The sequence below is a fragment of the Vibrio sp. MA40-2 genome, from assembly GCF_047302445.1.
Classification (GTDB): Bacteria; Pseudomonadota; Gammaproteobacteria; order Enterobacterales; family Vibrionaceae; genus Vibrio.
Genome location: NZ_CP178628.1, coordinates 1,746,942 through 1,770,722 on the forward strand (window position 1 = coordinate 1,746,942; position 23,781 = coordinate 1,770,722).

At 38.6% G+C, this 23,781-nt stretch carries 22 protein-coding genes and 3 tRNA genes; 12 read left to right on the plus strand and 13 right to left on the minus strand.

The window, feature by feature from the left end; all coding sequences use genetic code 11:
- The 4 genes from ACLKML_RS15590 (at position 1) to ybaK (ending at position 4,395) form a co-directional block, all read left to right on the plus strand.
- Positions 1-828, plus strand: a complete 828-nt coding sequence (locus tag ACLKML_RS15590) for a SirB1 family protein (RefSeq protein ID WP_413283959.1) — start codon at positions 1-3, stop codon at positions 826-828.
- 92 nt (positions 829-920) lie between these two features.
- Positions 921-1,772: a 3-deoxy-8-phosphooctulonate synthase gene (gene kdsA, locus ACLKML_RS15595; RefSeq protein ID WP_413283960.1), complete on the plus strand. Its 852-nt coding sequence runs from the start codon at positions 921-923 to the stop codon at positions 1,770-1,772.
- A gap of 357 nt (positions 1,773-2,129) precedes the next feature.
- Positions 2,130-3,785 carry a bifunctional UDP-sugar hydrolase/5'-nucleotidase UshA gene (gene ushA / locus ACLKML_RS15600; RefSeq protein WP_413283961.1) on the plus strand — a complete coding sequence of 552 codons (1,656 nt, stop codon included), beginning with the start codon at positions 2,130-2,132 and terminating at the stop codon, positions 3,783-3,785.
- Between the two features lie 136 nt (positions 3,786-3,921).
- Positions 3,922-4,395, plus strand: coding sequence for a Cys-tRNA(Pro) deacylase (ybaK, locus tag ACLKML_RS15605; RefSeq protein ID WP_413283962.1), 474 nt, complete (start codon positions 3,922-3,924; stop codon positions 4,393-4,395).
- A 69-nt stretch (positions 4,396-4,464) separates the two neighbouring features.
- Here the strand turns inward: ybaK and rluF are convergent, their stop codons facing one another.
- The 3 genes from rluF to ACLKML_RS15620 all read right to left on the minus strand — a co-directional run bounded on the left by rluF (position 4,465) and on the right by ACLKML_RS15620 (position 6,420).
- Positions 4,465-5,457, minus strand: a complete 993-nt coding sequence (gene rluF, locus ACLKML_RS15610) for a 23S rRNA pseudouridine(2604) synthase RluF (protein ID WP_413283963.1) — start codon at positions 5,455-5,457, stop codon at positions 4,465-4,467.
- A gap of 83 nt (positions 5,458-5,540) precedes the next feature.
- Positions 5,541-6,122 carry a DNA endonuclease SmrA gene (gene smrA, locus ACLKML_RS15615; RefSeq protein ID WP_413283964.1) on the minus strand — a complete coding sequence of 194 codons (582 nt, stop codon included), beginning with the start codon at positions 6,120-6,122 and terminating at the stop codon, positions 5,541-5,543.
- Between the two features lie 157 nt (positions 6,123-6,279).
- Entirely contained in the window at positions 6,280-6,420 is a 141-nt protein-coding gene (locus ACLKML_RS15620) for a DUF3149 domain-containing protein (RefSeq protein WP_413283965.1), read from the minus strand.
- A 257-nt stretch (positions 6,421-6,677) separates the two neighbouring features.
- Between ACLKML_RS15620 and ACLKML_RS15625 the strand changes: the two genes are divergently transcribed.
- Positions 6,678-6,754: transfer RNA gene (locus ACLKML_RS15625), tRNA-Pro, on the plus strand.
- Between the two features lie 303 nt (positions 6,755-7,057).
- Here the strand turns inward: ACLKML_RS15625 and ACLKML_RS15630 are convergent.
- Entirely contained in the window at positions 7,058-8,020 is a 963-nt protein-coding gene (locus tag ACLKML_RS15630) for a transposase (RefSeq protein ID WP_413283966.1), read from the minus strand.
- Positions 8,021-8,255: 235 nt separating this feature from the next.
- On the opposite strand from ACLKML_RS15630, the gene ACLKML_RS15635 reads away from it, so the two are divergent.
- Positions 8,256-8,332, plus strand: a tRNA-Pro gene (locus tag ACLKML_RS15635).
- 50 nt (positions 8,333-8,382) lie between these two features.
- Here the strand turns inward: ACLKML_RS15635 and ACLKML_RS15640 are convergent.
- Together ACLKML_RS15640 and ACLKML_RS15645 are read right to left on the minus strand one after the other, a co-directional pair.
- Positions 8,383-9,243 carry a TraB/GumN family protein gene (locus ACLKML_RS15640; protein WP_413283967.1) on the minus strand — a complete coding sequence of 287 codons (861 nt, stop codon included), beginning with the start codon at positions 9,241-9,243 and terminating at the stop codon, positions 8,383-8,385.
- Positions 9,243-12,041 (minus strand): heavy metal translocating P-type ATPase, encoded by a 2,799-nt coding sequence (locus tag ACLKML_RS15645; RefSeq protein ID WP_413285907.1) that lies wholly within the window; start codon positions 12,039-12,041, stop codon positions 9,243-9,245. Before ACLKML_RS15645 ends, ACLKML_RS15640 begins: the two co-directional genes overlap by 1 nt.
- 215 nt (positions 12,042-12,256) lie before the next feature.
- Here ACLKML_RS15645 and gltX point away from each other — a divergent pair, with 215 nt between their 5' ends.
- Complete coding sequence (gltX, locus tag ACLKML_RS15650) at positions 12,257-13,684, plus strand: glutamate--tRNA ligase (protein WP_413283968.1); 1,428 nt, start codon at positions 12,257-12,259, stop codon at positions 13,682-13,684.
- 163 nt (positions 13,685-13,847) lie between these two features.
- Here gltX and ACLKML_RS15655 read toward each other — a convergent pair whose 3' ends face one another.
- Both ACLKML_RS15655 and ACLKML_RS15660 read right to left on the minus strand, forming a co-directional pair.
- Positions 13,848-14,342 carry a Fe3+-citrate ABC transporter substrate-binding protein gene (locus ACLKML_RS15655; protein ID WP_413283969.1) on the minus strand — a complete coding sequence of 165 codons (495 nt, stop codon included), beginning with the start codon at positions 14,340-14,342 and terminating at the stop codon, positions 13,848-13,850.
- A 456-nt stretch (positions 14,343-14,798) separates the two neighbouring features.
- Positions 14,799-14,874: transfer RNA gene (locus tag ACLKML_RS15660), tRNA-Arg, on the minus strand.
- A gap of 251 nt (positions 14,875-15,125) precedes the next feature.
- On the opposite strand from ACLKML_RS15660, the gene ACLKML_RS15665 reads away from it, so the two are divergent.
- The gene (locus ACLKML_RS15665) at positions 15,126-17,099 is read left to right on the plus strand and encodes a methyl-accepting chemotaxis protein (protein WP_413283970.1); all 1,974 of its coding nucleotides are present in this window, start codon (positions 15,126-15,128) and stop codon (positions 17,097-17,099) included.
- A gap of 77 nt (positions 17,100-17,176) precedes the next feature.
- On the opposite strand, the gene ACLKML_RS15670 is transcribed toward ACLKML_RS15665, so the two are convergent.
- Positions 17,177-18,325 (minus strand): flagellar assembly protein FlgT, encoded by a 1,149-nt coding sequence (locus tag ACLKML_RS15670; protein ID WP_413283971.1) that lies wholly within the window; start codon positions 18,323-18,325, stop codon positions 17,177-17,179.
- Between the two features lie 185 nt (positions 18,326-18,510).
- Here ACLKML_RS15670 and ACLKML_RS15675 point away from each other — a divergent pair, with 185 nt between their 5' ends.
- A complete protein-coding gene (locus ACLKML_RS15675; protein WP_413283972.1) occupies positions 18,511-19,146 on the plus strand; it encodes a FlgO family outer membrane protein in 636 nt (211 codons plus the stop codon).
- Positions 19,147-19,155: 9 nt separating this feature from the next.
- On the plus strand, positions 19,156-19,593 hold the full coding sequence (flgP, locus tag ACLKML_RS15680; protein WP_413283973.1) for a flagellar assembly lipoprotein FlgP: 438 nt from the start codon (positions 19,156-19,158) through the stop codon (positions 19,591-19,593).
- A 29-nt stretch (positions 19,594-19,622) separates the two neighbouring features.
- Here flgP and ACLKML_RS15685 read toward each other — a convergent pair whose 3' ends face one another.
- From ACLKML_RS15685 to flgA, 3 genes are all read right to left on the minus strand, one after another.
- Positions 19,623-20,048, minus strand: a complete 426-nt coding sequence (locus ACLKML_RS15685; protein ID WP_413283974.1) for a flagella synthesis protein FlgN — start codon at positions 20,046-20,048, stop codon at positions 19,623-19,625.
- An 18-nt stretch (positions 20,049-20,066) separates the two neighbouring features.
- The gene (flgM, locus tag ACLKML_RS15690) at positions 20,067-20,375 is read right to left on the minus strand and encodes a flagellar biosynthesis anti-sigma factor FlgM (RefSeq protein ID WP_413283975.1); all 309 of its coding nucleotides are present in this window, start codon (positions 20,373-20,375) and stop codon (positions 20,067-20,069) included.
- 160 nt (positions 20,376-20,535) lie between these two features.
- The gene (gene flgA, locus ACLKML_RS15695; protein ID WP_413283976.1) at positions 20,536-21,255 is read right to left on the minus strand and encodes a flagellar basal body P-ring formation chaperone FlgA; all 720 of its coding nucleotides are present in this window, start codon (positions 21,253-21,255) and stop codon (positions 20,536-20,538) included.
- 102 nt (positions 21,256-21,357) lie between these two features.
- Here flgA and ACLKML_RS15700 point away from each other — a divergent pair, with 102 nt between their 5' ends.
- Together ACLKML_RS15700 and ACLKML_RS15705 are read left to right on the plus strand one after the other, a co-directional pair.
- Complete coding sequence (locus ACLKML_RS15700; RefSeq protein ID WP_413283977.1) at positions 21,358-22,293, plus strand: chemotaxis protein CheV; 936 nt, start codon at positions 21,358-21,360, stop codon at positions 22,291-22,293.
- Positions 22,294-22,303: 10 nt separating this feature from the next.
- Complete coding sequence (locus ACLKML_RS15705; protein WP_413283978.1) at positions 22,304-23,131, plus strand: CheR family methyltransferase; 828 nt, start codon at positions 22,304-22,306, stop codon at positions 23,129-23,131.
- A gap of 121 nt (positions 23,132-23,252) precedes the next feature.
- Here ACLKML_RS15705 and ACLKML_RS15710 read toward each other — a convergent pair whose 3' ends face one another.
- On the minus strand, positions 23,253-23,780 hold the full coding sequence (locus tag ACLKML_RS15710) for a regulatory protein ToxS (RefSeq protein WP_413283979.1): 528 nt from the start codon (positions 23,778-23,780) through the stop codon (positions 23,253-23,255).
- Between the last annotated feature and the right edge of the window lies 1 nt (position 23,781).

The window sequence follows — 23,781 nt, forward strand, 5'->3', positions numbered from 1 at the left end:
ATGTTTGATTTGTTTGATGAAGATTTAGATGAAATGACCTTGGTTGAGGGAGCGTTGGCATTAAACCATGCGATTAACTCTGATATAGACATCAACTGGGTAAAGAGTGAATTAGACAGTCTATTTACGCAAATAGAGGACGCATTGTCTTTGTTTGTCAGTAAGCAGAAAGAAATTAATGAGCAAGAAAAATTTACTGAATTTGTACGGTACTTTTATGCAGATTTAGGCTTTTGTGGCGACAAGGATGCGTATTTTTCATCAGAAAATGTATTTATAGATAAAGTATTGAAGCGACGGAAAGGCATCCCTGTTAGTTTAGGGGCTTTGTTTATCTATTTTGCTAATAAATTAGGCTTCCCAGTAAAAGGAGTCACTTTTCCTACCCAGCTGTTAGTTAAGCTCGAATGGCAAGAACAACAACCTTTATATATTAATCCGTATAATGGCGAATATGTGAGTAAGAGAGTCTTAGCTGCGTGGCTAATTGGGCACCAAGGGCCGCTTGCTAAGCTAAAACCAGAACATCTTCAGGCTGCGGATCATCCTACTATTATTGGTCGATGGTTAGCGGTAATTAAAAGCGCCCTTTTACGAGAAGAACGGTATACTTTAGCGCTCAAGTGTACGAATCTTGCGCTGACCTTTGTGCCTGATGATCCATATGAAATTAGAGATAGAGGGTTCATTTATCAGCAATTAGATTGCCATCAGATCGCCAAAATTGATTATCAATTTTTTATTGAACAATGCCCAGAGGATCCTGCGGCTGACCTTTTAAAAAGCCAGTTAACAGCGTTAGAACAAAATCCAGTGACAATACATTAAGTTGAATGATTTGAACGTTCAGCTTAAGTTATAAAAATGCAGCAGTTATCGTTATTAACTGTGGCCATTGACCCAAAATAGAGAGATAAAAAATGGAACAAAAAATTGTCCACGTTGGCGATATTCCGGTAGCAAACGATAAACCCTTTACTTTATTTGCAGGAATGAACGTTCTTGAGTCACGCGACCTGGCGATGCAAATATGTGAGTATTATGTCAATGTAACTGAGAAGTTAGGTATCCCTTACGTGTTTAAAGCGTCTTTTGACAAGGCTAATCGAAGTTCTGTTCACTCTTATCGCGGTCCTGGTCTTGATGAAGGATTAAAAATATTCGAAGAAATAAAACAAACCTTCGGTGTGAAAATCATTACAGATATTCATACAGAAGCACAAGCTCAAGTCGTAGCCGATGTGGTTGATGTTATCCAGTTACCTGCTTTTCTAGCCCGTCAAACTGATCTTGTAGAAGCAATGGCTAAAACTGGTTCTGTTATTAATGTTAAAAAACCACAGTTTATGAGCCCTGATCAAGTGGGTAATATTGTTGATAAATTTGCAGAATGCGGTAACGAAAAAATTATTCTTTGTGAACGCGGCTCTTGCATGGGATACGATAATTTAGTGGTTGATATGCTTGGTTTTGGTGTGATGAAGAAAGTATCAAATGGTCAACCGATCATCTTTGATGTTACTCATTCTCTTCAAATGCGAGATCCATCTGGTGCAGCATCTGGTGGGCGCAGAGAGCAAACAGTTGAACTTGCAAAAGCGGGTTTAGCGACGGGGATTGCTGGTTTGTTTATCGAAGCACATCCAAATCCAAATCAAGCGAAATGCGATGGTCCTTCAGCATTACCTTTAGACAAGCTAGAGCCTTTCCTGGCGCAAATGAAATCGCTTGATGACTTGATCAAGAGTTTCGACCATATCGATATCAAATAAAGCCTATTTTTATCAAAGCCGTCGGTTGATGTGAAGTCGACGGCTTTTTGCTATCTTTTTACCGTCATATCGCTTAAATAATTACATTGCTTTTTTCGGTTAACATAGCCCACGAAAATACCTTATTGACCTTGTTTCGAAAAAGCAATCGATTACATGTGATGAGGTAGTGTTTTATCGGTAATAAATCATTTTAATAGCAATGAATCTATACTATAAAGGTCTAGTATATTTAATAATTTTGCAATCGTAATATACGGTCTCTTTGACATTTTGCTTATTTTCCCCTTTTGTAAAGAGCTGATCCGGAGACCTTTAGGCAGTGAATAACCACAAATAAAATTAAAGGTAAAGAAGATGAAGGAACGCATAATTCTTAAAACTGCGCTTAGTGCAGCTATCCTAGCAACATTGGCTGGTTGTGCTACAGGACCAGCGTGGGAGCAAGACCAAACTTATAAATTAACGGTTTTACATACGAATGATCACCATGGCCGTTTTTGGTCAAATAAATATGGTGAGTATGGTATGGCAGCTCGTAAAACTCTAATTGATGAATTACGTGCTGAAGTTGCTGCTGAAGGGGGAAGTGTGTTGCTTCTTTCTGGTGGTGATATTAACACAGGTGTACCTGAATCAGATCTCCAAAATGCTGAACCAGACTTTAAAGGCATGAATAAACTTGGGTATGATGCAATGGCACTAGGTAATCATGAATTCGATAACCCTCTTTCAGTGTTAGAGCAACAAATTGAGTGGGGTGGTTTCCCAATGTTGTCGGCTAACATTTATGATAAAGCAACTGGTGAGCGAAAGTATCAAGCTTATCAATTATTTGAAAAGCAAGGTATTAAAATTGCTGTTATCGGTCTGACGACTGAAGATACGATGAAAATAGGTAATCCCGAATACATCGCTGGATTGGACTTCCGAGATCCAAAAGAAGAAGCCAAAAAACTAATCGCTGAATTAGAACAAAGCGAAAAACCAGATCTTATCTTTGCAGTAACGCATATGGGACATTACGAAAATGGTAATCGTGGCGTTAATGCACCAGGTGATGTAGCACTTGCTCGTTATTTGGATGAAGGTTCATTAGATATCATTGTTGGAGGACACTCCCAAGAGCCTGTTTGTATGGAAGGGCCAAATGTGATGAGCAAGTCCTTCAAACCAGGTGCAGAGTGTAAGCCTGATAATCAAAATGGTACGTGGATTGTTCAAGCTCATGAATGGGGTAAATATGTAGGACGTGCTGATTTTGAATTCACTAACGGTGAATTGGAAATGGTGAGTTATAACCTAATCCCAGTCAACCTTAAGAAAAAAATTAAAGTTGATGGAAAGAGCCAGCGTGTATTCATTCAAGATGAAATTGCTCAAGATGCAGAAATGACAGCCTTCTTACAACCGTTCCAAGATAAAGGCAAAGATCAGCTTAATAAGAAAGTGGCTGAAACTAATGGTAACTTGGTAGGCGAACGTAATGTGGTTCGTTTCCAACAAACCAATTTAGGACGTTTAATTGCTACGGCTCATATGGAGCGTGCTCAAGCTGACTTTGGTGTCATGAACTCAGGTGGTGTACGTGCGTCAATGGAAGCGGGTGATATCACTTATAAAGATGTATTAACGGTTCAACCGTTCGCAAATACAGTAACTTATAATGATATGAAAGGCAGTGATGTTCTGGATTATTTAAATGTTGTTGCAACTAAACCAGTTGATTCAGGTGCTTATGCTCAGTTTGCTGGTATTTCGATGACAGTAGCGGGTGATAAAGTAAGTGATGTTAAAATTGGTGGTATGCCTCTTGATATGAACAAGACTTATCGTTTCACTGTGCCAAGTTTTAATGCTGCAGGTGGTGACGGTTATCCTAAATTGACAGGAAATGCTGGTTATGTGAATACTGGCTTCGTTGATGCAGAAGTACTTAAAGCTTATCTTGAAGAAAATAGCCCGATTGATGTAAATACGTTTGAACCAAATGGTGAAATGGTTTACAAGTAAGCGTCGCTTGACCTTAATATTGCTTTAAGGACGATATTACTTTAAGGACAGTCCCGCTTTATTGAGGACAGACCAAGATAAAGGCGATGCTATGAGATGCATCGCCTTTTTACGTTGACTAGTTTAGAGTGAGAACATGACACCAGCAATTGACCTTCTCAAAAAAAATAAAGTACGCCATATTATTCACCAATATAAACATGATCCCAAACATGAAAGTTATGGCTTAGAAGCTGCTGAAGTTTTAGGGTTAGATCCAAAAAAGGTATTTAAAACCTTAATGTTTTGTATTAACGGTGAGCCTAAAAAGCTGGCAGTGGCGATTATTCCGGTTGAAAATAAACTGAATTTAAAACAAGCCGCTCGAGCTGCCAAGGCAAAGAAAGCGGAAATGGCTAACCCGGATATCGCACAAAAATCTTCTGGTTATATTGTGGGAGGGATAAGTCCATTGGCACAGAAAAAAAGAGTACCGACTTTTTTAGACAGTAGTGCAAATGAATTGGATTGTATTTATGTATCCGCTGGCAAACGAGGATTGGATATAGAGCTTGATCCAAGTGATTTATTGATGTTGACCAATGGTGAGTTTGCTAGTTTAACTAGCTAATATAGAGTTAGATTATGCACCTAACTAACATTGCTTGTATTAATATCAGTTAGGTGATTTATAGATGTATTACTTTTTTAACGAAAGTGTACCGGATATCGCTTTTTTGTTAGGTCTATTTTCTGAATGTGACGAAAGTTTACGTTTTGTTGGTGAATGGCGAAACTCGTCAGCGTTATTTCCAGAATAAATCCTAGTCTTTTGATTTCTTCTAGCGCGTGATGGTTGGTTTTCTTCTCTACTATCAAACAACTTAGCATCAGTCGCTTTTCTAATGCGTTTTCCTTGAGCATTAACTCTAGATGCTTCTTCTGTATTACTTGAATGGCCACTCATTTTTAGAATCTCAGTTACTTCTGAATCTGTCAGGTAACGCCATTTCCCGTTTGGAATACCATCTAAGCTGATGTTCATAATTCGAACTCGACGTAGTTTAAATACTTCATATCCCAATGCTTCACACATCCGACGAATTTGACGATTTAACCCTTGAGTTAGCACAATTCGAAATGAATACTTAGTTTCTTCGGTGACTTTACAAGGAAGAGTTACTGTATCTAGAATCTCGACACCTGAAGCCATCTTATTGATAAATTGTTTGGTAATGGGTTTATTAACTCGGACCACGTATTCTTTTTCATGATTATTCCCTGCACGAAGGATTTTATTAACTATATCGCCATCGTTGGTTAGAAAAATAAGGCCATCAGAAGGCTTATCTAAACGACCAATAGGGAAAATGCGCTGTTTAAGACCAATAAAATCTACGATATTTCCAGGGATATCTCTTTCGGTAGTACATGTAATACCTGTTGGTTTATTCAAGGCGATGTAGATTGGTTTCTGTTTTTGATTGAGAGGCTTATCATCCACAAGTACGACATCGTTTGATAATACCTTTGTACCCATTTCTGGAATTACGCCATTAATTGTTACTCGTCCGCTGTCGATTAATTTATCTGCTTCACGACGCGAGCAAAATCCAGTTTCACTAATAAACTTATTTAAGCGCTTGCCTTGTGTGGGCTGAGATTCGGTTTTTTTTGGTGTAATTTGGGGCATGTTTTTCTCTGTTTCACAACGATGAAAAAAGCAACGATAAAAATCGTTGCTAAAGGAACGAGTATTTTAGCATTAATTCGAGTTTAGCCTAATCGTTTTTGATGTCTTTCTCGGTTTTCTAGTTTTTTCTCGGCGCTTTTCTTTAACATAACGTAAACCGCACCGGTTCCGCCATGAAATTGCTGAGCACTATGAACAGCTAAAACATCAGACATTTGAGTAAGCCAATTGGCAGTATAACTTTTGACAAGAGCAGGAGGGATTGCGCGTTGTCCCTTACCATGAATAATAATAACTGTTCGTATATCCATTCTTAGACATTGACGTAGAAATTTGACAATTTCGTCGCGAGCTTGAGTTAGCGTTTTTTTATGTAGGTCTAACTTCGCTTGAATTGGATATTTACCAAGTCGAAGTTTTTTATAGACCCCGTCTTGAACACCACTACGTTTGAACTCGATAACATCCTCTGGTTTAAGCATGGGGGCGTTGTCTAATGACAAGTAGCTAGAATCATCAATGGCTAAATTCATCGCGGCTTCTCGGCGTGCTAAGTGAGCCTCTGAAACGTGATGTTGTTTTTTTAGCTCTGCGGTATCTTGAGTTAAAGGCGTTACATCTTCCATTATTTTTTGAAAGAGATTTAATTCATCATCTTGAGACATGGTGGTATCTCGTGTGGTTTATTATATAAAGAAAGAGTATACCAGTTGCAATGAGGAGGCCATTATTTATTGATATTCTGGTTAATGTGGTAGGCAAAGAAAACCGGAGTATATATGGCAAATACTCCGGTGCAAGACTTGAAATTGCTAATAGATTTTAGTGCGGTGATTTATCACTTACTACTTTGTAAATAAAGAAACCACCGAAAAAGAGCATGATGCCAAGTGCGATAAATATGACTATCATTGAAGATAGGCCTATTGCATTTCCAAAAAGTAGGTCAAGCCAGAAATCCATGTTCTTTCCTAAACAAAATAGTAATAGCTCGAAGTTAGTTGCTGAAGGAAAATGAGTCACTGATCTGGATCAACTGTACTAATTAAGTTAGCAACTTGATCTAATTGTTGTGTTTTTAATCACATATTTATAAAGGTTGGTGGCAAATTAAGCAATTGAACCAAGAGTTGAAAAAAGGTTAAGAAATGGCTTGCGTCTATAATTTTAGTAGGTATTATACGCTTCGTTCTCAGTTAAACATAACTCGAACAAATTTTCGGTGAATAGCGCAGCTTGGTAGCGCATCTGGTTTGGGACCAGAGGGTCGGGGGTTCGAATCCCTCTTCACCGACCATACAAAGTAACGGGAAGCCTAGTAAAATAGGCTTCCCGTTTTTTTATGCAAAGAACTCAGGAGTAAGTGCCAAGTTTAAGGACAGACTAATGTCTTTAATGTCTCTTAAGGACAGACCTTTGGCCAATTCACCGATTTAAAGCAATAGTTTGTTGTGGTAATGGTTACTGGATGGTTTGTTTTTATATTTTATTGTCGAGATAGTGTTAATCTGGAATGTTTTGAGTGGTTTTTTGTACCGCAGAGGTCAAGAGGTAGCTTGTAAATACAAGTTTTTGAAAATAATAAGATTACAATCGAAAGCTAACTATCTAATCGAAATAATCGTATTCTCGTTTTTCTCATGTGGCGTTTCGCTGTTTCAATATTGCATTGACAGCCAATCGCTGTAGCCTGGTAACGTTCTAATTCAGTACTGGCTTTGTTCCATGTTGTGGGAGTGATATTTAGCCGTTGTAAAACTGATGGCAGAGATGGATTCGTATTCGCTTTGTTATCTCTACAATGTTTAGCGGTCCAGTCAACAAGCTCAATATAATCCAGTAGTTTTAGTGGTATTCCATCGGATAGTTTAGCTATTTTGTCGCTAATAAACGGAAACAAGAACGGTGCTGTGTCTTTGTTCTGTTTTAAAGCAAGTAATCGAGCTTTTATAGATGTGTACTTGGAGGTTTCAATAGTCGGAGCAATGCCAGCTCTTATCGGGTTCAAGTCAACGTAAACCATAGCAGCAGTTAAAGCTTGTTGGTCGAGAAGCGCTTGACTACTGAAGCGACATTCCCAGAAATGGCCTTTACAAGTATCTTCTTCATTGGCACGTACTGCGATGTCATAATTGAGTTCTTTCATAAACCAACTCAAGCTCCACAAGCGATGCCGCCAAGATTCAATAAGGGCAAAGCAAGCTTTCTCTTCGGCGGCACAAGTGAGCTGTCCAGCTAACCAACGGCTCACTAGTGTTGGCAATTTATGCTGCTCGCCCCAACGTTGTACTATTTGATGCAGTGATAAGCGTTGTGCTTGCTCTCGATTAAGATGGACAACTAAATGATAATGATTGCTCATAATAGCGTATGCGCAAATATTGACACAATAAAGTGAGGAAAGGGATTGTATTTTTTGCTCAATCCAAGCACGTCGGTGTTGGTAGTTTCGTTGGGTATATGGGTCGATGCCACATAAAAAGCCACGTCGAACACATCGAGAAACACAGTGGTAATACGGTGTCGAATCAATAGAGACCAATCGTTTTCTCGCGGTTGTCATAAAGTATCCTAGCAGAGGGCAAGTGGTAAGAATAAGATACTCGCCAAGAATAAAAGCGCTATATAAGATGTTCCAACTTGGAATGGATTTGATGGATACTCAGTCTTTTTGTCAGTCTTTTTAGGTCTGTCCTTTATTCCTTTCAACAAAATAATCATTAACCTATTGAATTTTGTTAAGAGTGGTTGCCAAATTTTTGGGGATATTTATAATCAAGCTGATAGTAAAATATTAACGGATGCTAGCGCAGTTTGGTAGCGCACTACTCTGGGGGAGTAGGGGTCAGCGGTTCGAATCCGCTGCATCCGACCAGCTTTTAAAATAGATTTTAAATTGGAATATTGTCGCAATAACAAATCATCTCATAAGCAGTCCAGAGACTGTTCTTTGGATAATTGTGTTACCTCAAAACCTTTTTCAGATAATAAAGTGATTAGATTGTCCTTTCCCACTAGATGAAGCGCTCCAACTACGACGAGGTACTTTCCATCGTTTATAAATGAGTTGGACGTTAATTTGTCTGCCCATACATGGTTCCTCTGATAGATAAATTGATCGTTCAATGCTTCGTCTAAGCTATTTTTTGACAGAAACTCTGTTAATTTTTCCTTATTACCAGCTTGCCAGTTTTGTGCAAGGCACTGACTGACTTCCTGATGTTCAGTCCAATTATCAATAGTATCGGTTAACATTAGTTCCCCTGTTTTAGGATCATCGGTAAACAAGGAGAGTTGAAATTTAGCGCTTTCGAGGCCAAGTATTGGCTTATCTAACATAGTTGCTTGTTCGGTAATGTAATGATCGGTGCCAAGATCTTGGCTGAACCCCATTTTAATAAACTGGCTGATTTGCAAGGTCATTGCTGTTTGCCATGCAGGTTTGTTTAGAAAAGCTTTTGGATTGAAACTAAGTTGTTGATTGATTTCTTCAAGTTTTAATAATTGTTGCTTATCGAGAACTTGGTTAGTTAGGATCGTTCCAGTCGGCATAGTAGGTATATTGTCGGTCAATTTCATTTCGGTAATGATAGCATCACTAGTCTTTAAGAAATCGTTTATGGCTTCTGGCAATGGGTACATTTTGGGGTGCCCAATATGAATAGATCCTAATATCATTAACTCTTTATCTTCTTTTTTTGCTTGGAAGAAGAGTGGCTCTGCTGCCACTGTGTAAGATAATAGTAAAGAGAGTAGTGTTATTGATGTGGTTCTCGCAGTATTCATTAATGTACCTTGAAAAATCTTAGTCTGTTTGCGTTACTCACAACCGTAATAGAGGATAAAGCCATTGCTGCGCCAGCGAACACGGGGCTAAGTAAAAAGCCAAAAGTGGGGTATAAAATACCAGCAGCAACTGGAATTCCAATGAGATTATAGATAAAAGCACCGAATAAATTTTGTTTTATGTTTACTACGGTCGCTTTTGAAAGTTCGATTGCGTTGTTGACCGCAAGTGGTGAAGAGGTCAGTAATGTCATTTGAGCACTTTCTATTGCCATATCGGAACCGTTCCCCATTGCCATACCGATATCCGCTTGTGCCAATGCTGGCGCATCGTTAATACCGTCTCCAATCATAGCAACTTTTCGGCCTTTTGATTGTAATTTTTTGATATGTTTGGCTTTTTCATCGGGCAAGACATTGGCAATTGTTTTTTCGATACCTACTTCTTTTGCAATTTTTTCGGCTACAGTTTGATGATCACCACTTAACAAAATAACATCGATCCCTTTTGATTTGAGGTTTGAAATAGCCTGAGCGGAATCTTTTTTGATAGGGTCTGAGATAGCTATGATTCCCACTAGTTGTTGGCCAATGCTAACACAAGCAACGGATCTCGCTTTGGCAAGGTATCGGTTGACACTTTTGTCAGATATGGGGATTCCTTTTGAGCGAATAAAATTTATTGAGCCAATAGCTATATCTAGACCACCTACTTGTCCGGTAATCCCTTTCCCTTTAACGTTTTGTACGTTAGAAGCAGTTGCTAACTTGATAGGTCTGTCCTCAGTATAGTTGGGTCTGTCCTCGATAGCGTTTTCGATATATTGTTCTTTTGCAAAATGACAAATAGCGCTTGCTAGTGGATGTTCAGAGTGACTTTCTAACGCATAAATGGATTGGAAAAATATCTTTTTCTCAATCCCGTTTAAGATTTCAAATTCAGTTACGCTTGGTTTTCCTAGTGTTAGGGTTCCTGTTTTATCAAACACAACCGTGTTGATTTTACTGGTATGTTGTAGAACATCTGCATCGCGTATTAGAATGCCTAATTCTGCGGCTTTACCTATTCCAACCGTTATGGATAAGGGTGTTGCTAACCCTAATGCGCAAGGACAGGCGATAATAAGAACTGTAGTGGAAACAATTAACATAAAACTGGCTTTTGGCTCAGGCCCAAACCACCACCATATAAGTGCAGCAGTAAGCGCGATGCAGATAACGATAGGGACAAATACAGCTGATATGGAGTCGGCTAGTTTGGCGATAGCTGGCTTACTGCTTTGAGCTAATCGAACCAGTTGGATAATTCTTGATACCATGGTTTCATTACCCACCCCAGTGGCAAGCATCAGTAGGCTGCCGTCATTGTTTATTGTTCCAGCTGATATTTTATCACCGCTAATTTTTAAATTAGGTATTGGTTCACCAGTTAGCATTGATTCATCGATATAAGACTCGCCTTCGAGTACTTGTCCATCGACTGGTACTTTTTCGCCTGGTTTGATGAGAATGTGCATGCCCTTCGTTATCGCTTCGATTGGCATTTGGACTTCATCATGGTCTGTCCTTACAGTAGCAAACTTAGCCTGTAGACCAATAAGTGATTGTAACGATTTGGTTGTCTTCTGCTTTGCCTTTGCTTCAATATAGTGTCCTAATGAGATAAGCCCAATGATCATAGTACTGGCTTCAAAGTAGACGTGGCGCGAAGCGACAGGAAACCAGTTTGGAAAAACAACAACCAACATTGAATAGAACCAGGCGGCACCTGTCCCTAGCGCAACGAGTGTGTCCATGGTGGCTCGTTTGTGGACCAATGATTGCCATGCATTGGTATAAAAATTTTTGCCTGCTGTTGCTAACAATAGTAAGCAAATAATTCCAATCAGTCCCCAGCTCAATTGATCCGAACCATTTCGAATCATCATATTGCCACCGAATAACCCCCACAGCATTAGCGGAATGCCGAGTACTAATGCTAAGGCGGCGTTCTTTTTATGTTTGGTTTGAGCTTGTAGGTGGGCGGTTTGCAACTCTTGCTGCAAAGTAGCTTCATCTTCAATTATTGATGCGTTATAGCCAGCTTGTTCGATTGAATATATGAGTTTGTCTTGAATTACATTATCATTTTTGTGCGCTGAAATTATGGCACTTTGTTCTGCTAAGTTGATTTGAGCATTTATAACACCTTCCACTTTTAAACAGGCTTTTTCTACCGATGAAACACAGCTTGCGCAGGTCATCCCTTGCAGCGAAAGGTTAAGTGTATGTAAGCTTGGCCTGTTGTTTTTATCTAACGTTGTTTGTTTAAAGTCACTTGATGATGCACTTGATACTTCTGATGGTGAAGGATTGCTTTTATCATAAGCATTGGGTTCCGACGTTAGGTGCGGCGTCGATTGAGGTGATTCTGAGTTGTTTATAGTCGCGGAAAAGCCTAATTTTTCTATTATATCGATAATAGAGAGTGCATTTAGAGTTGTGACTACGGTCAATGAGTCCTTTGACACATCAAAACGAGCGATTTGATTATTGTTATCGAGAGCTTCAGCAAGTTTATTGACGCATTTTTTGCATTTTAATCCAAATAAGGCGAGTGAAATATTGTTTCCTGCTTGATATTGCAGAGATTCAATGGCTGAAATAATACTATTCAACGGTTGTGATGTTTCTACAGACAATGAGGCTTTGTCGATAGAGTGTATTTTTGTCTCAGAAAATGGCGTGAGGCTATCGGTGACTTTCTTCACACATTTTCCACAATTTAAGCCTTTAAGTGGGATAACAAACTGATTCATCATTCTGTCCAATTTCTAGAGTACGTAGGTTAAAGATAAACCTTCCCCCTTGGGTAAGGTCAAGGGGAAACTTGTTTAAGTGACTTATCAATCGTCTATTTGTTGATAAAAGGAATGATTGAGATAAAGGGTGACACGGTGTTAAAATGCGTGCACTTTTGTCTTCATCTACGCAGTCACTCGTGATTGCACCTTTAAATTTTAAGGTAATTCTAATGACGGTTAAAACTCGTTTTGCTCCTAGCCCAACAGGCTATCTTCATGTCGGCGGTGCACGCACTGCTTTATATTCTTGGTTATACGCAAAAAATCAGGGCGGTGAATTTGTTTTACGTATCGAAGATACAGACATTGAGCGTTCTACTCAAGAAGCGGTTGATGCGATTCTTGAAGGTATGCAATGGATGGGTTTAGAATGGGATGAAGGTCCGTATTATCAAACTAAGCGTTTTGATCGTTACAATGAAATGGTTGATAAACTTCTTGCTGAAGGGAAAGCGTACAAATGTTACGCACCAAAAGAGTTGTTAGATGAAATTCGTGCTGAACAAGAAGCTAATAAAGAGATGCCACGTTACGATGCAGAGCATCCTAAAATTGTTGCGGTCAACTCAGCTGCTAAAGAAGATGACCCAAGTGTGATTCGTTTTCGTAACCCTAAATCAGGTTCTGTCGTATTTGATGACCAGATTAGAGGACGAATAGAAATAGACAACGATCAACTCGATGATTTAATTATCCGACGTACAGATGGCTCTCCAACCTATAACTTCTGTGTTGTTGTTGATGATTGGGATATGGGCATTACCCATGTAGTTCGTGGTGAAGATCATATTAATAACACGCCTCGTCAGATTAATATCTATCAAGCACTGGGTGCCCCTGTGCCTGTTTTTGCACACTGTGCAATGATTCTTGGTGATGATGGTGCGAAGCTATCTAAACGTCACGGTGCGGTAAGTGTTATGCAATATCGTGATGAAGGCTATCTTCCGAATGCTTTGAATAATTACTTGGTTCGTTTAGGTTGGTCTCATGGAGACCAAGAGATTTTTTCTCAACAAGAGATGATAGAGTTATTTAAACTTAATGATGTTAGTAAGTCTGCGTCGGCATTTAATACTGATAAACTGAATTGGTTAAATAATCATTACATTAAAACTTCTGAACCTGCTTATGTTGCACAGTATCTGCAATGGCATTTAGACAATCAAAAAATTGACATAAGTAATGGTCCTGATATTGAAAACGTGATCACTTTAGTGGGCGAACGTTGTAATACATTGGTTGAATTAGCGAGTCAGTCTCGTTATTTTTATGAAGATTTTCAAGAGTTTGATGCAACTGCTGCTAAGAAACATTTACGTGGTGTTGCTAAAGGACCTTTAGAATTAGCGCTAAATAAAATAGAAGCACTTGAACAATGGACGACAGAAAGCTTGCATGATGTGATTGCACAAATATGTGAAGAACTCAGTATTGGAATGGGCAAAATAGGTATGCCTCTTCGCGTTGCGGTTACTGGTGGTGGCCAGTCACCTTCAGTTGATGTTGTAATGCAACTAATTGGTAAAGAGCGTGTGATTTCTCGTATTAATATGGCATTAGAGTTTATTGCTCAACGTGAGGCAAATTCACAGTAACCTCCAAAAACAATAACTTTCGGAAAAACAATACCAGTTTACACCGAAATATTGTTATTTAGTTTTCGAAGGTTCAGGCTAAAAAAGTCACTGTTTCTATAAAGACACAGTGACTTTTTATATTGTAGTATGAGCGGAGGTATAAAAAATAATATTGATTAGATTATTTTAAATCAATGCTGTTAAGCCTGCCCATAAACAACAGAAGATCGATGTTGTCTTTATGCGCTTCTAATAGAGCTCGTTTAGCTTTGGAGTAGGCGGCTAATTTACCATGCTTATCGATAGAGCAAACGGTACTGCGATAACTAAATTGGCCATCACCTGAGTACTCTCGCCATTTTGCGATGTAATAACCCTGACTTGTTGTAGGATCTTTCGATTTAAAGATTATTTTAGGTTCTAAATCGTGAGGTAAGCGAGTCATTAAATATGGCTCTTTAAGTAATCGGTTCCAAAATTTCCCCCACATTTCTTTTCCGAGTTCATTTCTGATATTTAGCGCTTTTTCTAAGGCTTGTTTTTCACCAATGCGAATAAATCCCACGGAACGATGCAAAATTGTATCATCAGGGGTATGAATATGAATTTTATAAGCGGTCTTACCTTTCGAAATGAAGCGATGACCCGTGTTGGATGTTAAATTACTTTTACTCATTATTTATTAGCTTAATGATACATCTGTTATTGATAAATAGTATGATATTCTGCCCAAAAATTGAAGAAGTAGTTGGCAAAAATGCTGGATACGTGGCATGCAATTTATATTTTACTTAAAAACCAGTAAGTTATATTTTTTCTTAGTGTGCTAAGAGTGGGGCAACTATGTGCTAACGTAGTTTTTATTGGTATTAACTTGAACTACCTTCGTTATTATTCAATAAATTGGCTGGTTTTTATATTATTTGTTGGTATGTGATTCAATATCTGCGACCGCAATTCAATCTATCGACGATTTTTGCCTAATTAGAAAGCAAGACTAATCAGTACTCACATACTTAGTTTAGTGAAAATAGCATTTCTAGTTGTAGTGCGTCTGATTTTAAGAGATGAAGAGATTATTAAGTTAGATGGTTGTTAGGTTATCGTTTGTTGGAATGTAAGATAATGGAAGTGGTGTCCCCTACAGGATTCGAACCTGTGTCTAAGACTTAGGAGGTCCTTGTTCTATCCAGCTGAACTAAGGGGACATCTTATGGCTCGATTATATAAGTATTTTTAACAAATTCTATGGCTTTGTTGGTTTTTGTTGTTTAAGTGGGGAATTAAACGACAATTGACACTTTTTTCTAGACTAAACTAATCTTACTGTACCGACTAAATACAGTTTACCTAAACAATAACAATATGTTGTTTGGTTCTGAGCTATTTTTACCATCTTAGCTAAGGAAAATCGTTATTTTGTCGATAATAGATTGAATAGATGATTTTGGGAAATAATATGTATTTGAGTGTTAAACAAAAGCTGTTGTTAATAATTTTGCCTTTACTTGTGGTGGTTTTTTATTTTTCAGCGGTGGAAATTACCGCAACGAATAATGCTAAACATTCTGCCTCTAACATTTATCATTTTGTAGAACTGTCGACATACAACAGTCGTCTGGTGCATGAATTACAAAAAGAAAGGGGAATGTCCGCCGGATTTTTAGGTTCTAAAGGAACTAAATTTGTGTCTGATCTAGTTGAGCAGCGCAAACAAACGGATAAGAGGTTAGCTGATTTACAAGATTATTTGACGCAACATTCATCTAGCTTAAAGGAATATACTCAATTATGGTCTGTGGTGGATGAGGCTAACGAAATGCTCACAAATATCCAATTAACCAGACGTGCTATTAGTGATCTTTCTTTACCTTTGGCTGATGCTCTTAATTATTATACAACGTTGAATAGTCATTTATTGTCTGTGCCTGGTTTGGCTGTGCGTATTTCTGAAGTGGCGGAAATTAGTCGCTCTCTTGCTGCTTATTATGAATTTCTGCAAGGGAAGGAGAGAGCAGGGATAGAAAGAGCAGTATTAAGTAATACCTTCGGCAAAGGCGAGTTTTCACCAGGTCTGTATCGAAAATTTGTGCAGCTTGTGAGTGAACAGAACAGCTATTTTTCCACCTTTGAAATTTATGCTGATCAGAGGCACATCAACTCATTTGAACAACTTATTCAACAAGTTGCTTTTAAAGAGGTTGAGAGCTATCGTACTAAGGCATTTAATCATCAGCTCGATCAAAATGCTGAACAATGGTTTTCCGCTTCTACCAACAGAATTAATCTGTTGAAAGAGCAAGAAGAAAGGCTCACGGCAGAAATTCTGGATTCTTCACAAGTTCTTGTTGCAGCGAAAACCCAAAAATTTTGGCTTTTGTTCACTTTCTCTCTTACTGTGATTGTGCTAACTAGCTATTTCAGTTTCACGTTAATGAAAGGTATTTCTAGGCAAGTAAATAGTTTAAATAATACTATGCAGTTGGCAGCAGAAAAAAACTTAATGCCACGTTGTGATGAGACAGGAACCGATGAACTGGGTGCTATAGCAAAAAATTTAAATTTGATGTTGGATTCGCTCACTGAGGCTGTTCATGTTATTGCTAGTTCAAGCGAACAGTTGGCTACGGCAGCCGAAGAGTCGGAAATGATTGTGATCGAGAGTGCAGCTGGTCTTAAAGAAGAATATAAGCAAGTTTTGTTAGTTGTCAGTGCCATTGAGCAAATGAGTGTTTCGGTAAGAGAGGTTGCAGCCAATATTTTATCCACTTCTGAAGAAGCCAATACAGCTGATGAGCTTATTGCACACAGCAGTAAAACGGTTAATGAATCTACCGATGCTATTAATCAAGTGTCGTCAAAAATCGATAATGTATCGACTACAATTAATGAATTACACGAGAGCAGTAGTGATATTTCCAGTGTTGTAGATGTCATTCAAGGAATAGCCGAACAAACTAACTTGTTAGCATTGAATGCGGCAATTGAAGCGGCAAGAGCGGGTGAATATGGACGAGGATTTGCCGTTGTTGCCGATGAAGTGCGTTCATTGGCTCAGCGAACTCAAGATTCAACCTTAGAAATTGAAACAATGGTGAAAAAACTGCAAGGAATCAGCGACGATGCTTATGCACAAGTAACTAGTACCAAAACTCTTGCGCTCTCAAGCGTAGAAAAATCTGCGCAGGTTCAAGAGACATTGCATTCAGTGGTTGCCTCAATTGCTCGAATTCAAGCAATGGCAGCTGAAATTTCCACCGCTGCTGAACAACAAGTAATGGTAAGTACTGATATTTCATCCAATGCACAAAATATTAGTCATAGTGTCGATACCAGTGTTAGTAATGGTGAACAAATTGCCGTTGCGGCCAAAGAGCAGACGTTATTAGCTGATAAACTACAACACCTTGCGAGTCAATTTAAAACAAAATAAATAATAAAAACTGGCTAATCAGTGCCACCTTGCTAAGCCAAGGTGGCATGTTCACGCTAGAAGTTTGTGTTGGCGCGTTAATTGATAGGAGTAAGAATCTCCTTATGCATTACATCACCAATATGAACACTCTGCGCCAGTTCCGACTGCTCAATATTGAGTTCGGCTTGCTGGTCAAATACTCTAGAAACCGTTAAAGTAATTTCACTTTGAGAGACTCTATTTCTTGGTAAACCAGATTGATCAATAAACGAACCTGTATGCCACAGTTGGAGTTTATCACCAACGTTAACACCATGAGTTCTTCCTAAGTTTATCGTAACAGTATTACCTGCAACTCTTACCACCTCTGGTAGGGTAATTTTACAAGATAATTCGGATTCTAGATCGAGCATAATATTACGACTAATACGTAACAGCATTTTTCCATACGTTGACGCCCAAAATCGAGCACTGCGTGTATCTACTTGGCTGGTTTTTGGAAATCCCCAAACGGCTACTTCACGGTAAGCTTGGCTATAGACTTCTTGCCCTGTTTTGCCATCATAGACTTGCATTTCTAATGCAAATTGACGGTTGATAGTATCGTCTTTCAATACATTTTGATCAATGGTTGCCGTTAGGTCGCTAATATGCCCGCCTATTATATATTGTGCATTGCTGTCTTGAGCTATCATTTGCAAGGTCAAGGGGTTACTTCTATCAATCTCATAGTCGGTCGTTCCAACAGAAACAAAGCTTATAGACTCCTGATCAAGCTGTTTATTTAGCACATGGCTGAAGTCATCGCCAATATTATAAATTTGCCCCATTACGGCTTGTTGTGGAGAGAGGATATCTATATTGCCAACCAAAAAGGTCTTTTTATATTGATCAACATGGCAACCTGTTGCCGATGGATAGATATCTAATTGCACTCGCAGAACCATATTGCCGTCTTTCGACCTAGAATCTAAAACTCTAATATATCTAACTTCATGATTAGTAAACTGATATTCGCTTCTCTTCTCTTCTAAAAAAGGGCGCAGCGTGCTGAGTGTGCCAATATCAGCCCCAGAAAACTTCATCGCTTGATATATGGCGTCTTCTAATGCGTAGACTCTGGCCGTTTCTTCAGAAGATACATAGGTTGAAGTGCCACTGACTTCGTACCATTCAGAAAATGCTAACTTACTAAATAGCAAGGATATTAAGAATATGATGGTCGTTAAATTTAGTTTTTTCATTATATTTCCATAACTGGGTATAGTTCTTGCTAATTGTTTAGTAATTAAATGTTTTGGTAGCTGATTTAGTATGTCGTTTTTCAGTATAGGCAAATATTGAAAAGCAAAGATTGTTCCATAATCGTTTAAGAGAGATAAACAAGTTATAGAACATATGGCATCAAGTATATCTGGAGATCAAGAAAATGAGAAAATGGTTTATTGCAGTGATCAGCTTGCTAGTTGCATCTTGCGCTTATTCACCCATTTATAACGGCAAAGAACCTTATGCTGGTAGTCGGTTTATGCTGATGGAAAACCCTCGTCATACATTGGATTTTTTTGTTGAAACGATGACGGATGAATTGGTTGTTACTAACACCAGTATTTCTTCACGAACCCCAATTGCAGTGACGTCTTTTGTTGATATACAGGAGCTAGATACAACCAGTTGGTTAGGCAATACCGTATCTGAATCCTTTATACATCAGTTCCAACAACGTGGATTTCAAGTAGTTGATTTTAAAACCACGGGATCGATTCAAGTCACTCAGCAAGGCGACTTTGCGCTGAGTCGCGACTGGCAAGATTTAGCACAAGAGCAGCAAGTTACTTACGTATTAACCGGTACGATGCTTCGTCAAGAAGGTGGGGTACTTGTTAATGCCCGCGTTGTTGCCATGAGAAGCCGTATTGTTGTTGCCACCGCACAAGGTTTTTTACCTGCAGACAGAATCGGCCGAGATCTGGATACATTGAATACTATTCGCACTCAAGATGGGTTAATTATCCGTTCTGATCCTACTCGTTCTTCTCGAAACACTATTATTTTACGCCCATAGGAGTTTGATATGAATTTTAGAAATTTACTGATGCTTGCTTTCATATTGATCGCCGCTGGCTGTCAGCCGTTGCAAAAAATGAATGAAGACAATGTATTGACTGCAGTTGGATACGCAAGTGTAAGCGAACAGAAAGGACAAAATGTTGAAGAGAAACGTATTAGAGCGATGAGAGCGTCAAAAATTGATGCGTATCGAGAATTAGCCGAACAAATTTACGGTATGCGAGTAAGTGGTCGCGCTAACTTGCAAGATCAACGACTTGGTACAGAACTTACTTCTGGAGCGGTCGATGGGGTTATTCGTGGTGCAGAAGTGGTGAGAAGCTATCCGGTCGGAGATAGTTATGTTACAGAGTTAGAACTCGATGTCACTAAAATGGATAGGTTAAAAGATTACGGTGAAGTTCAACAAGTACCATCTAAGAGGCAACAAACATTATTCTAGTCTTTGTCGCATTCATGTTTTTACATTGTTTATGCTTTTATATTGGTACCAAGAGTCGACACGTTTGAGGTTTGCCCGCCTGCGGTGTAGGTCATTCCTATTTTGCCACGGCTTTGTTGCATTAAATTGTTGAGCTTATTATAACTGAGTTGAGCTCGTTGTAGTGCTTCGCCGTTAACTTCATTGGCTTGCTGACAATCGTGGATTATTGATCGGATTAATTCCACGTTCACTTTTATTTGTTCATCTGATGTCAGTAGCTGAATATCAGTATGCGTTGCGATTCGTTGATCGGTCTGCTGAAGTTGAGAAATCAGTTGAAGTTTTTCTTTTGCTAGTGCTTCTATATCTGAAGACATTCGAGAAGTGATCGCTACTTTCTCTTTCTCCAAAAGAATGGAAAGAGCTTGTGCGTTTTCTAATTGGTAATTAACTAAATCAACAAGTTTTGCCATAGTATAAGTTGGGCTAAATTAAAGCCCACCCAATTCATTTTCAAATTTCATCATATTATCAGCCAGTTTTTCAGGATCTACCCTGTAAGAGCCGTTAGATATGGCTTCTTTTATCGCAGCAACTTTTGCACTGTCGAAACTGGGTTGAGAGGCCATATCTTGGTGAAGTTGACCAATAGCTTTTCCTTGTTGGCTAAGAGAAACGGAATCTTGACTGCTTCTTGATTCTTTAACGGAATCAGTATTAGAAGAGCCAGATTCTGAACGAGTTGCACTACGCCCTGTGGTCAGAGTGTGGCTCGAACGGATGTTATCTATACCTGCCATAATTAAAGCCTTTTCACATATTGAGTAAATGTCATGTAAGAGATATCGGCAAATAAACGATGAACTTTAGCGATTATTTACACTATTTTCATAATTTATTCTACACGCCACCAATGTTAACTATTGTGATAAATATTAGCTTAGTGTGAGGCAAAATGAATTAAAAATAAACCGTAATTTCGGCAATATCCGTTACAATGCCTTCAATTATACGTTTTGATTTGTCATTTTTCACTCTGACTTGATCACCACTTGCCCCATCAGAGAGTGCCGTTCCTTTTGTTGTAATGGTTAATTCGCCTTTTATGGCTTTAATGATCACCTTTTCATTTCGACAAACAACACAAATATCGCCACGCTCTATGACTTCGCCAATACGGACGTTTTTTTTCATTTTTGCGCCTGCAACATAATTTATAGCGTCATACCCCTGTCGGCGATAAGAATTCAGTTCTATCATAGATATAGTTAAATCAGATTTTGTCACTATTTCGCCTCGAGTTAAAGAACGATTGGCGACCACAAGAGGTAGGGACATTGAAATACGAACAGGTACATATACACGCCAAGCATGTTCAGGACATTCGACTAATACAGTAAGGTTACTGGTTGAACGGCTTTTCGATGATGATGAAGTTTCTAATTCTGATGGACAGGTTGTGGCTTTAATTCTTGAATCTATATTGGCAGCGGTCACCACTAACTCTCCGTCTTGAGGGACAGGCATAATAGTGGTCACGTGACTTTCTGCTGCTTGTTGGATAATGGTTATTTGTTCTGGTGTTGCTGCAGATGAAAAAAAACTAAAGAAAAGCGCAAAAAAACCGATAAACTTAACAAAGGAATAGTAACAATTTTTTGTTTTAGACATAAAATACATATTACACTTCCCTTAGTTTTAGCATCCATATTGTGCTTTGTTGTAAAATAGCTCAATTAGGTTAACATTTTTTTATTCAGAAGTTTAAACGGAGTTGAGTTTATGACCGGTATTATGGATTCAGTGAATCAACGTACACAGCTCGTAGGTCAAAATAGGTTAGAGTTATTGACGTTTCGCCTTATGGGGCGTCAAAGATATGGCATTAATGTATTTAAAGTGAAAGAAATACTGCAGTGCCCTAAATTAACATTAATGCCTAACCTTAATCCATTGGTTATTGGGATTGCTCATATTCGTGGAAAAACGATTTCTATTATAGATTTAAGTCTAGCAATTGGTGGTCGACGTACCGCAGAACCAGACAAATGTTTTGTCGTTATTTCTGAATTTAATCGCACAGTACAAGGTTTTTTAGTTACGTCAGTCGAGCGAATAATTAACATGCATTGGGAGACTATACTACCGCCTCCTGACAGCGCTGGAAGTGGCAACTACTTAACCGCAGTGACCAATATTGATAACGAGTTAGTAGAAATACTCGATGTGGAAAAAATCCTCGCGGAGATTTCGCCAGTCAAAGAGGAAATGAGCAGTGACATTGCTGAAGAAATTGCTCAAGCAGAACAAGGAACACAAAAATCAATTGTGCGTCGTATACTCATTGCAGACGATTCTACGGTTGCTCGTAAACAAGTACAAAGAGCAATTGAATCTATCGGGTTTGAAGCGGTTTTAGTGAAAGATGGTAAAGAAGCGTTTGATAAATTGGTTCAGATGGCTTCTGAAGGCAGCATATATGAGCAACTTTCTTTGGTCATTTCCGATATCGAAATGCCTGAAATGGACGGCTATACGCTAACTGCTGAAATCCGTAGACATCCTGATTTAAAAGATTTGCATATAATTCTGCATACTTCTTTAAGTGGCGTTTTTAATCAAGCTATGGTTGAACGAGTAGGTGCAAATGAATTCATTGCCAAATTTAATCCAGACGAATTGGGCGCAGCGGTAAAAGCGGCAGTGGTCCAAGAATAAAGAGAAATGAATGACAGTTATTACGATAAGTGATCAAGAGTACCGTGATTTTAGCCGATTTTTAGAATCACAATGTGGCATCGTTTTAGGTGACAGCAAGCAATATTTAGTGCGCAGTCGCTTGAGTCCACTGGTTAATAAATTTAAGCTCGAATCGCTATCCGATCTATTGAAAAATGTGGTGACAGGGCGAAATAGAGAGTTACGAATTGCGGCAGTCGATGCAATGACTACCAATGAAACATTGTGGTTTCGCGATGGTTATCCTTTTACAGTATTAGCTGAAAAGTTGTTGCCAGAAGTGGCAGCGAATAAAAGACCGATTAAAATTTGGTCTGCGGCGAGTTCTTCAGGTCAAGAACCTTATTCAATGGCAATGACTATATTAGAAACGCAGAAAAAAAAGCCAGGTTTACTACCTAATGTATCAATAACAGCAACCGATATTTCGGCAAGTATGTTAGATATGTGTCGAGCTGGTGTGTACGATAATTTGGCGCTTGGTCGTGGGTTGTCGCCTGAACGCAGGCGTACTTTTTTTGAAGACACTGGCGATGGTAGAATGAAGATTAAAGATAATGTTAAACGTTTCGTTAATTTTCGTCCGCAAAATTTAATGGAAAGTTATGCTTTGTTAGGGAAGTTCGACATTGTATTTTGCCGAAATGTGCTGATTTATTTTTCTCCAGATATGAAAGCCAAAGTGTTAAATTCTATTGCTGGGTCACTTAATCCCGGTGGGTATTTATTACTTGGCGCATCAGAATCATTAACCGGATTAACCGATCGTTTTGAAATGGTTAGGTGTAACCCTGGTATTATTTATAAATTGAAGTAAATAATATCAGTTTTAAAGTCGATATCATGTATCTATACCAGACTAGGCAAACAGTAAAAAAGGGCGTAAGCCCTTTTTTACTGTTTTAAAATTTACTGTTTCACAATCTGCTGGCTTAACATTACTGCGAAGACAAAATACGCGAGCCGTAATTTAAACTGGTTAGTAGTAGTGCTTTACTATTAATAATGTCCACTCGTCGACTCTGTTCTGCATCCATAATAAACAGAGTTTTTACTATTTCGAGTTGTTGTTCTGTAAAGTCTACACTGTTGTTAGTTGATACCTCCTTAAACTCTTTAGGGTAAATGAGCAGATAGTTGTCGCTCAATTCCCAATGTCCTGATTCTGAAATATTCATTACAGAAGTCACTTTCTGCTTCTTGTCAAACATAGTGAGATGCGAGACACGCCTGTACGACCCATTGGGCAAATATTTCACATTACTGGTGACTTCAATCTTGCTTAGAATGTAAATTTTGTTATTTTCATCCTGTTGCATTTCTGGTGAAATAAAATGGTTGATCGTTGATTGCCATTCTCGAGAGGTTAATTCTCGTTCTAATTTAAGGTCATAACTCCAAAATAGCCATGTACTAAATATGACAGAGATAGAGAGAAAAGTTAGCGCATACTTAGTATTTTTCATC

What these genes read in the sequence shown, in the direction of transcription:
- ACLKML_RS15685 (WP_413283974.1), bottom strand. Translation starts at nt 20,048, where the DNA reads ATGGCAAAACTTGTTGATTTAGTTAATTACCAATTAGAAAACGCACAA.
- ybaK (WP_413283962.1), top strand. Translation starts at nt 3,922, where the DNA reads ATGACACCAGCAATTGACCTTCTCAAAAAAAATAAAGTACGCCATATT.
- ACLKML_RS15655 (WP_413283969.1), bottom strand. Translation starts at nt 14,342, where the DNA reads ATGAGTAAAAGTAATTTAACATCCAACACGGGTCATCGCTTCATTTCG.
- ACLKML_RS15665 (WP_413283970.1), top strand. Translation starts at nt 15,126, where the DNA reads ATGTATTTGAGTGTTAAACAAAAGCTGTTGTTAATAATTTTGCCTTTA.
- ACLKML_RS15645 (WP_413285907.1), bottom strand. Translation starts at nt 12,041, where the DNA reads ATGAATCAGTTTGTTATCCCACTTAAAGGCTTAAATTGTGGAAAATGT.
- ACLKML_RS15640 (WP_413283967.1), bottom strand. Translation starts at nt 9,243, where the DNA reads ATGAATACTGCGAGAACCACATCAATAACACTACTCTCTTTACTATTA.
- gltX (WP_413283968.1), top strand. Translation starts at nt 12,257, where the DNA reads ATGACGGTTAAAACTCGTTTTGCTCCTAGCCCAACAGGCTATCTTCAT.
- flgM (WP_413283975.1), bottom strand. Translation starts at nt 20,375, where the DNA reads ATGGCAGGTATAGATAACATCCGTTCGAGCCACACTCTGACCACAGGG.
- ACLKML_RS15675 (WP_413283972.1), top strand. Translation starts at nt 18,511, where the DNA reads ATGAGAAAATGGTTTATTGCAGTGATCAGCTTGCTAGTTGCATCTTGC.
- ushA (WP_413283961.1), top strand. Translation starts at nt 2,130, where the DNA reads ATGAAGGAACGCATAATTCTTAAAACTGCGCTTAGTGCAGCTATCCTA.
- ACLKML_RS15705 (WP_413283978.1), top strand. Translation starts at nt 22,304, where the DNA reads ATGACAGTTATTACGATAAGTGATCAAGAGTACCGTGATTTTAGCCGA.
- flgP (WP_413283973.1), top strand. Translation starts at nt 19,156, where the DNA reads ATGAATTTTAGAAATTTACTGATGCTTGCTTTCATATTGATCGCCGCT.
- ACLKML_RS15620 (WP_413283965.1), bottom strand. Translation starts at nt 6,420, where the DNA reads ATGGATTTCTGGCTTGACCTACTTTTTGGAAATGCAATAGGCCTATCT.
- ACLKML_RS15630 (WP_413283966.1), bottom strand. Translation starts at nt 8,020, where the DNA reads ATGACAACCGCGAGAAAACGATTGGTCTCTATTGATTCGACACCGTAT.
- ACLKML_RS15590 (WP_413283959.1), top strand. Translation starts at nt 1, where the DNA reads ATGTTTGATTTGTTTGATGAAGATTTAGATGAAATGACCTTGGTTGAG.
- ACLKML_RS15700 (WP_413283977.1), top strand. Translation starts at nt 21,358, where the DNA reads ATGACCGGTATTATGGATTCAGTGAATCAACGTACACAGCTCGTAGGT.
- flgA (WP_413283976.1), bottom strand. Translation starts at nt 21,255, where the DNA reads ATGTATTTTATGTCTAAAACAAAAAATTGTTACTATTCCTTTGTTAAG.
- rluF (WP_413283963.1), bottom strand. Translation starts at nt 5,457, where the DNA reads ATGCCCCAAATTACACCAAAAAAAACCGAATCTCAGCCCACACAAGGC.
- ACLKML_RS15710 (WP_413283979.1), bottom strand. Translation starts at nt 23,780, where the DNA reads ATGAAAAATACTAAGTATGCGCTAACTTTTCTCTCTATCTCTGTCATA.
- smrA (WP_413283964.1), bottom strand. Translation starts at nt 6,122, where the DNA reads ATGTCTCAAGATGATGAATTAAATCTCTTTCAAAAAATAATGGAAGAT.
- ACLKML_RS15670 (WP_413283971.1), bottom strand. Translation starts at nt 18,325, where the DNA reads ATGAAAAAACTAAATTTAACGACCATCATATTCTTAATATCCTTGCTA.
- kdsA (WP_413283960.1), top strand. Translation starts at nt 921, where the DNA reads ATGGAACAAAAAATTGTCCACGTTGGCGATATTCCGGTAGCAAACGAT.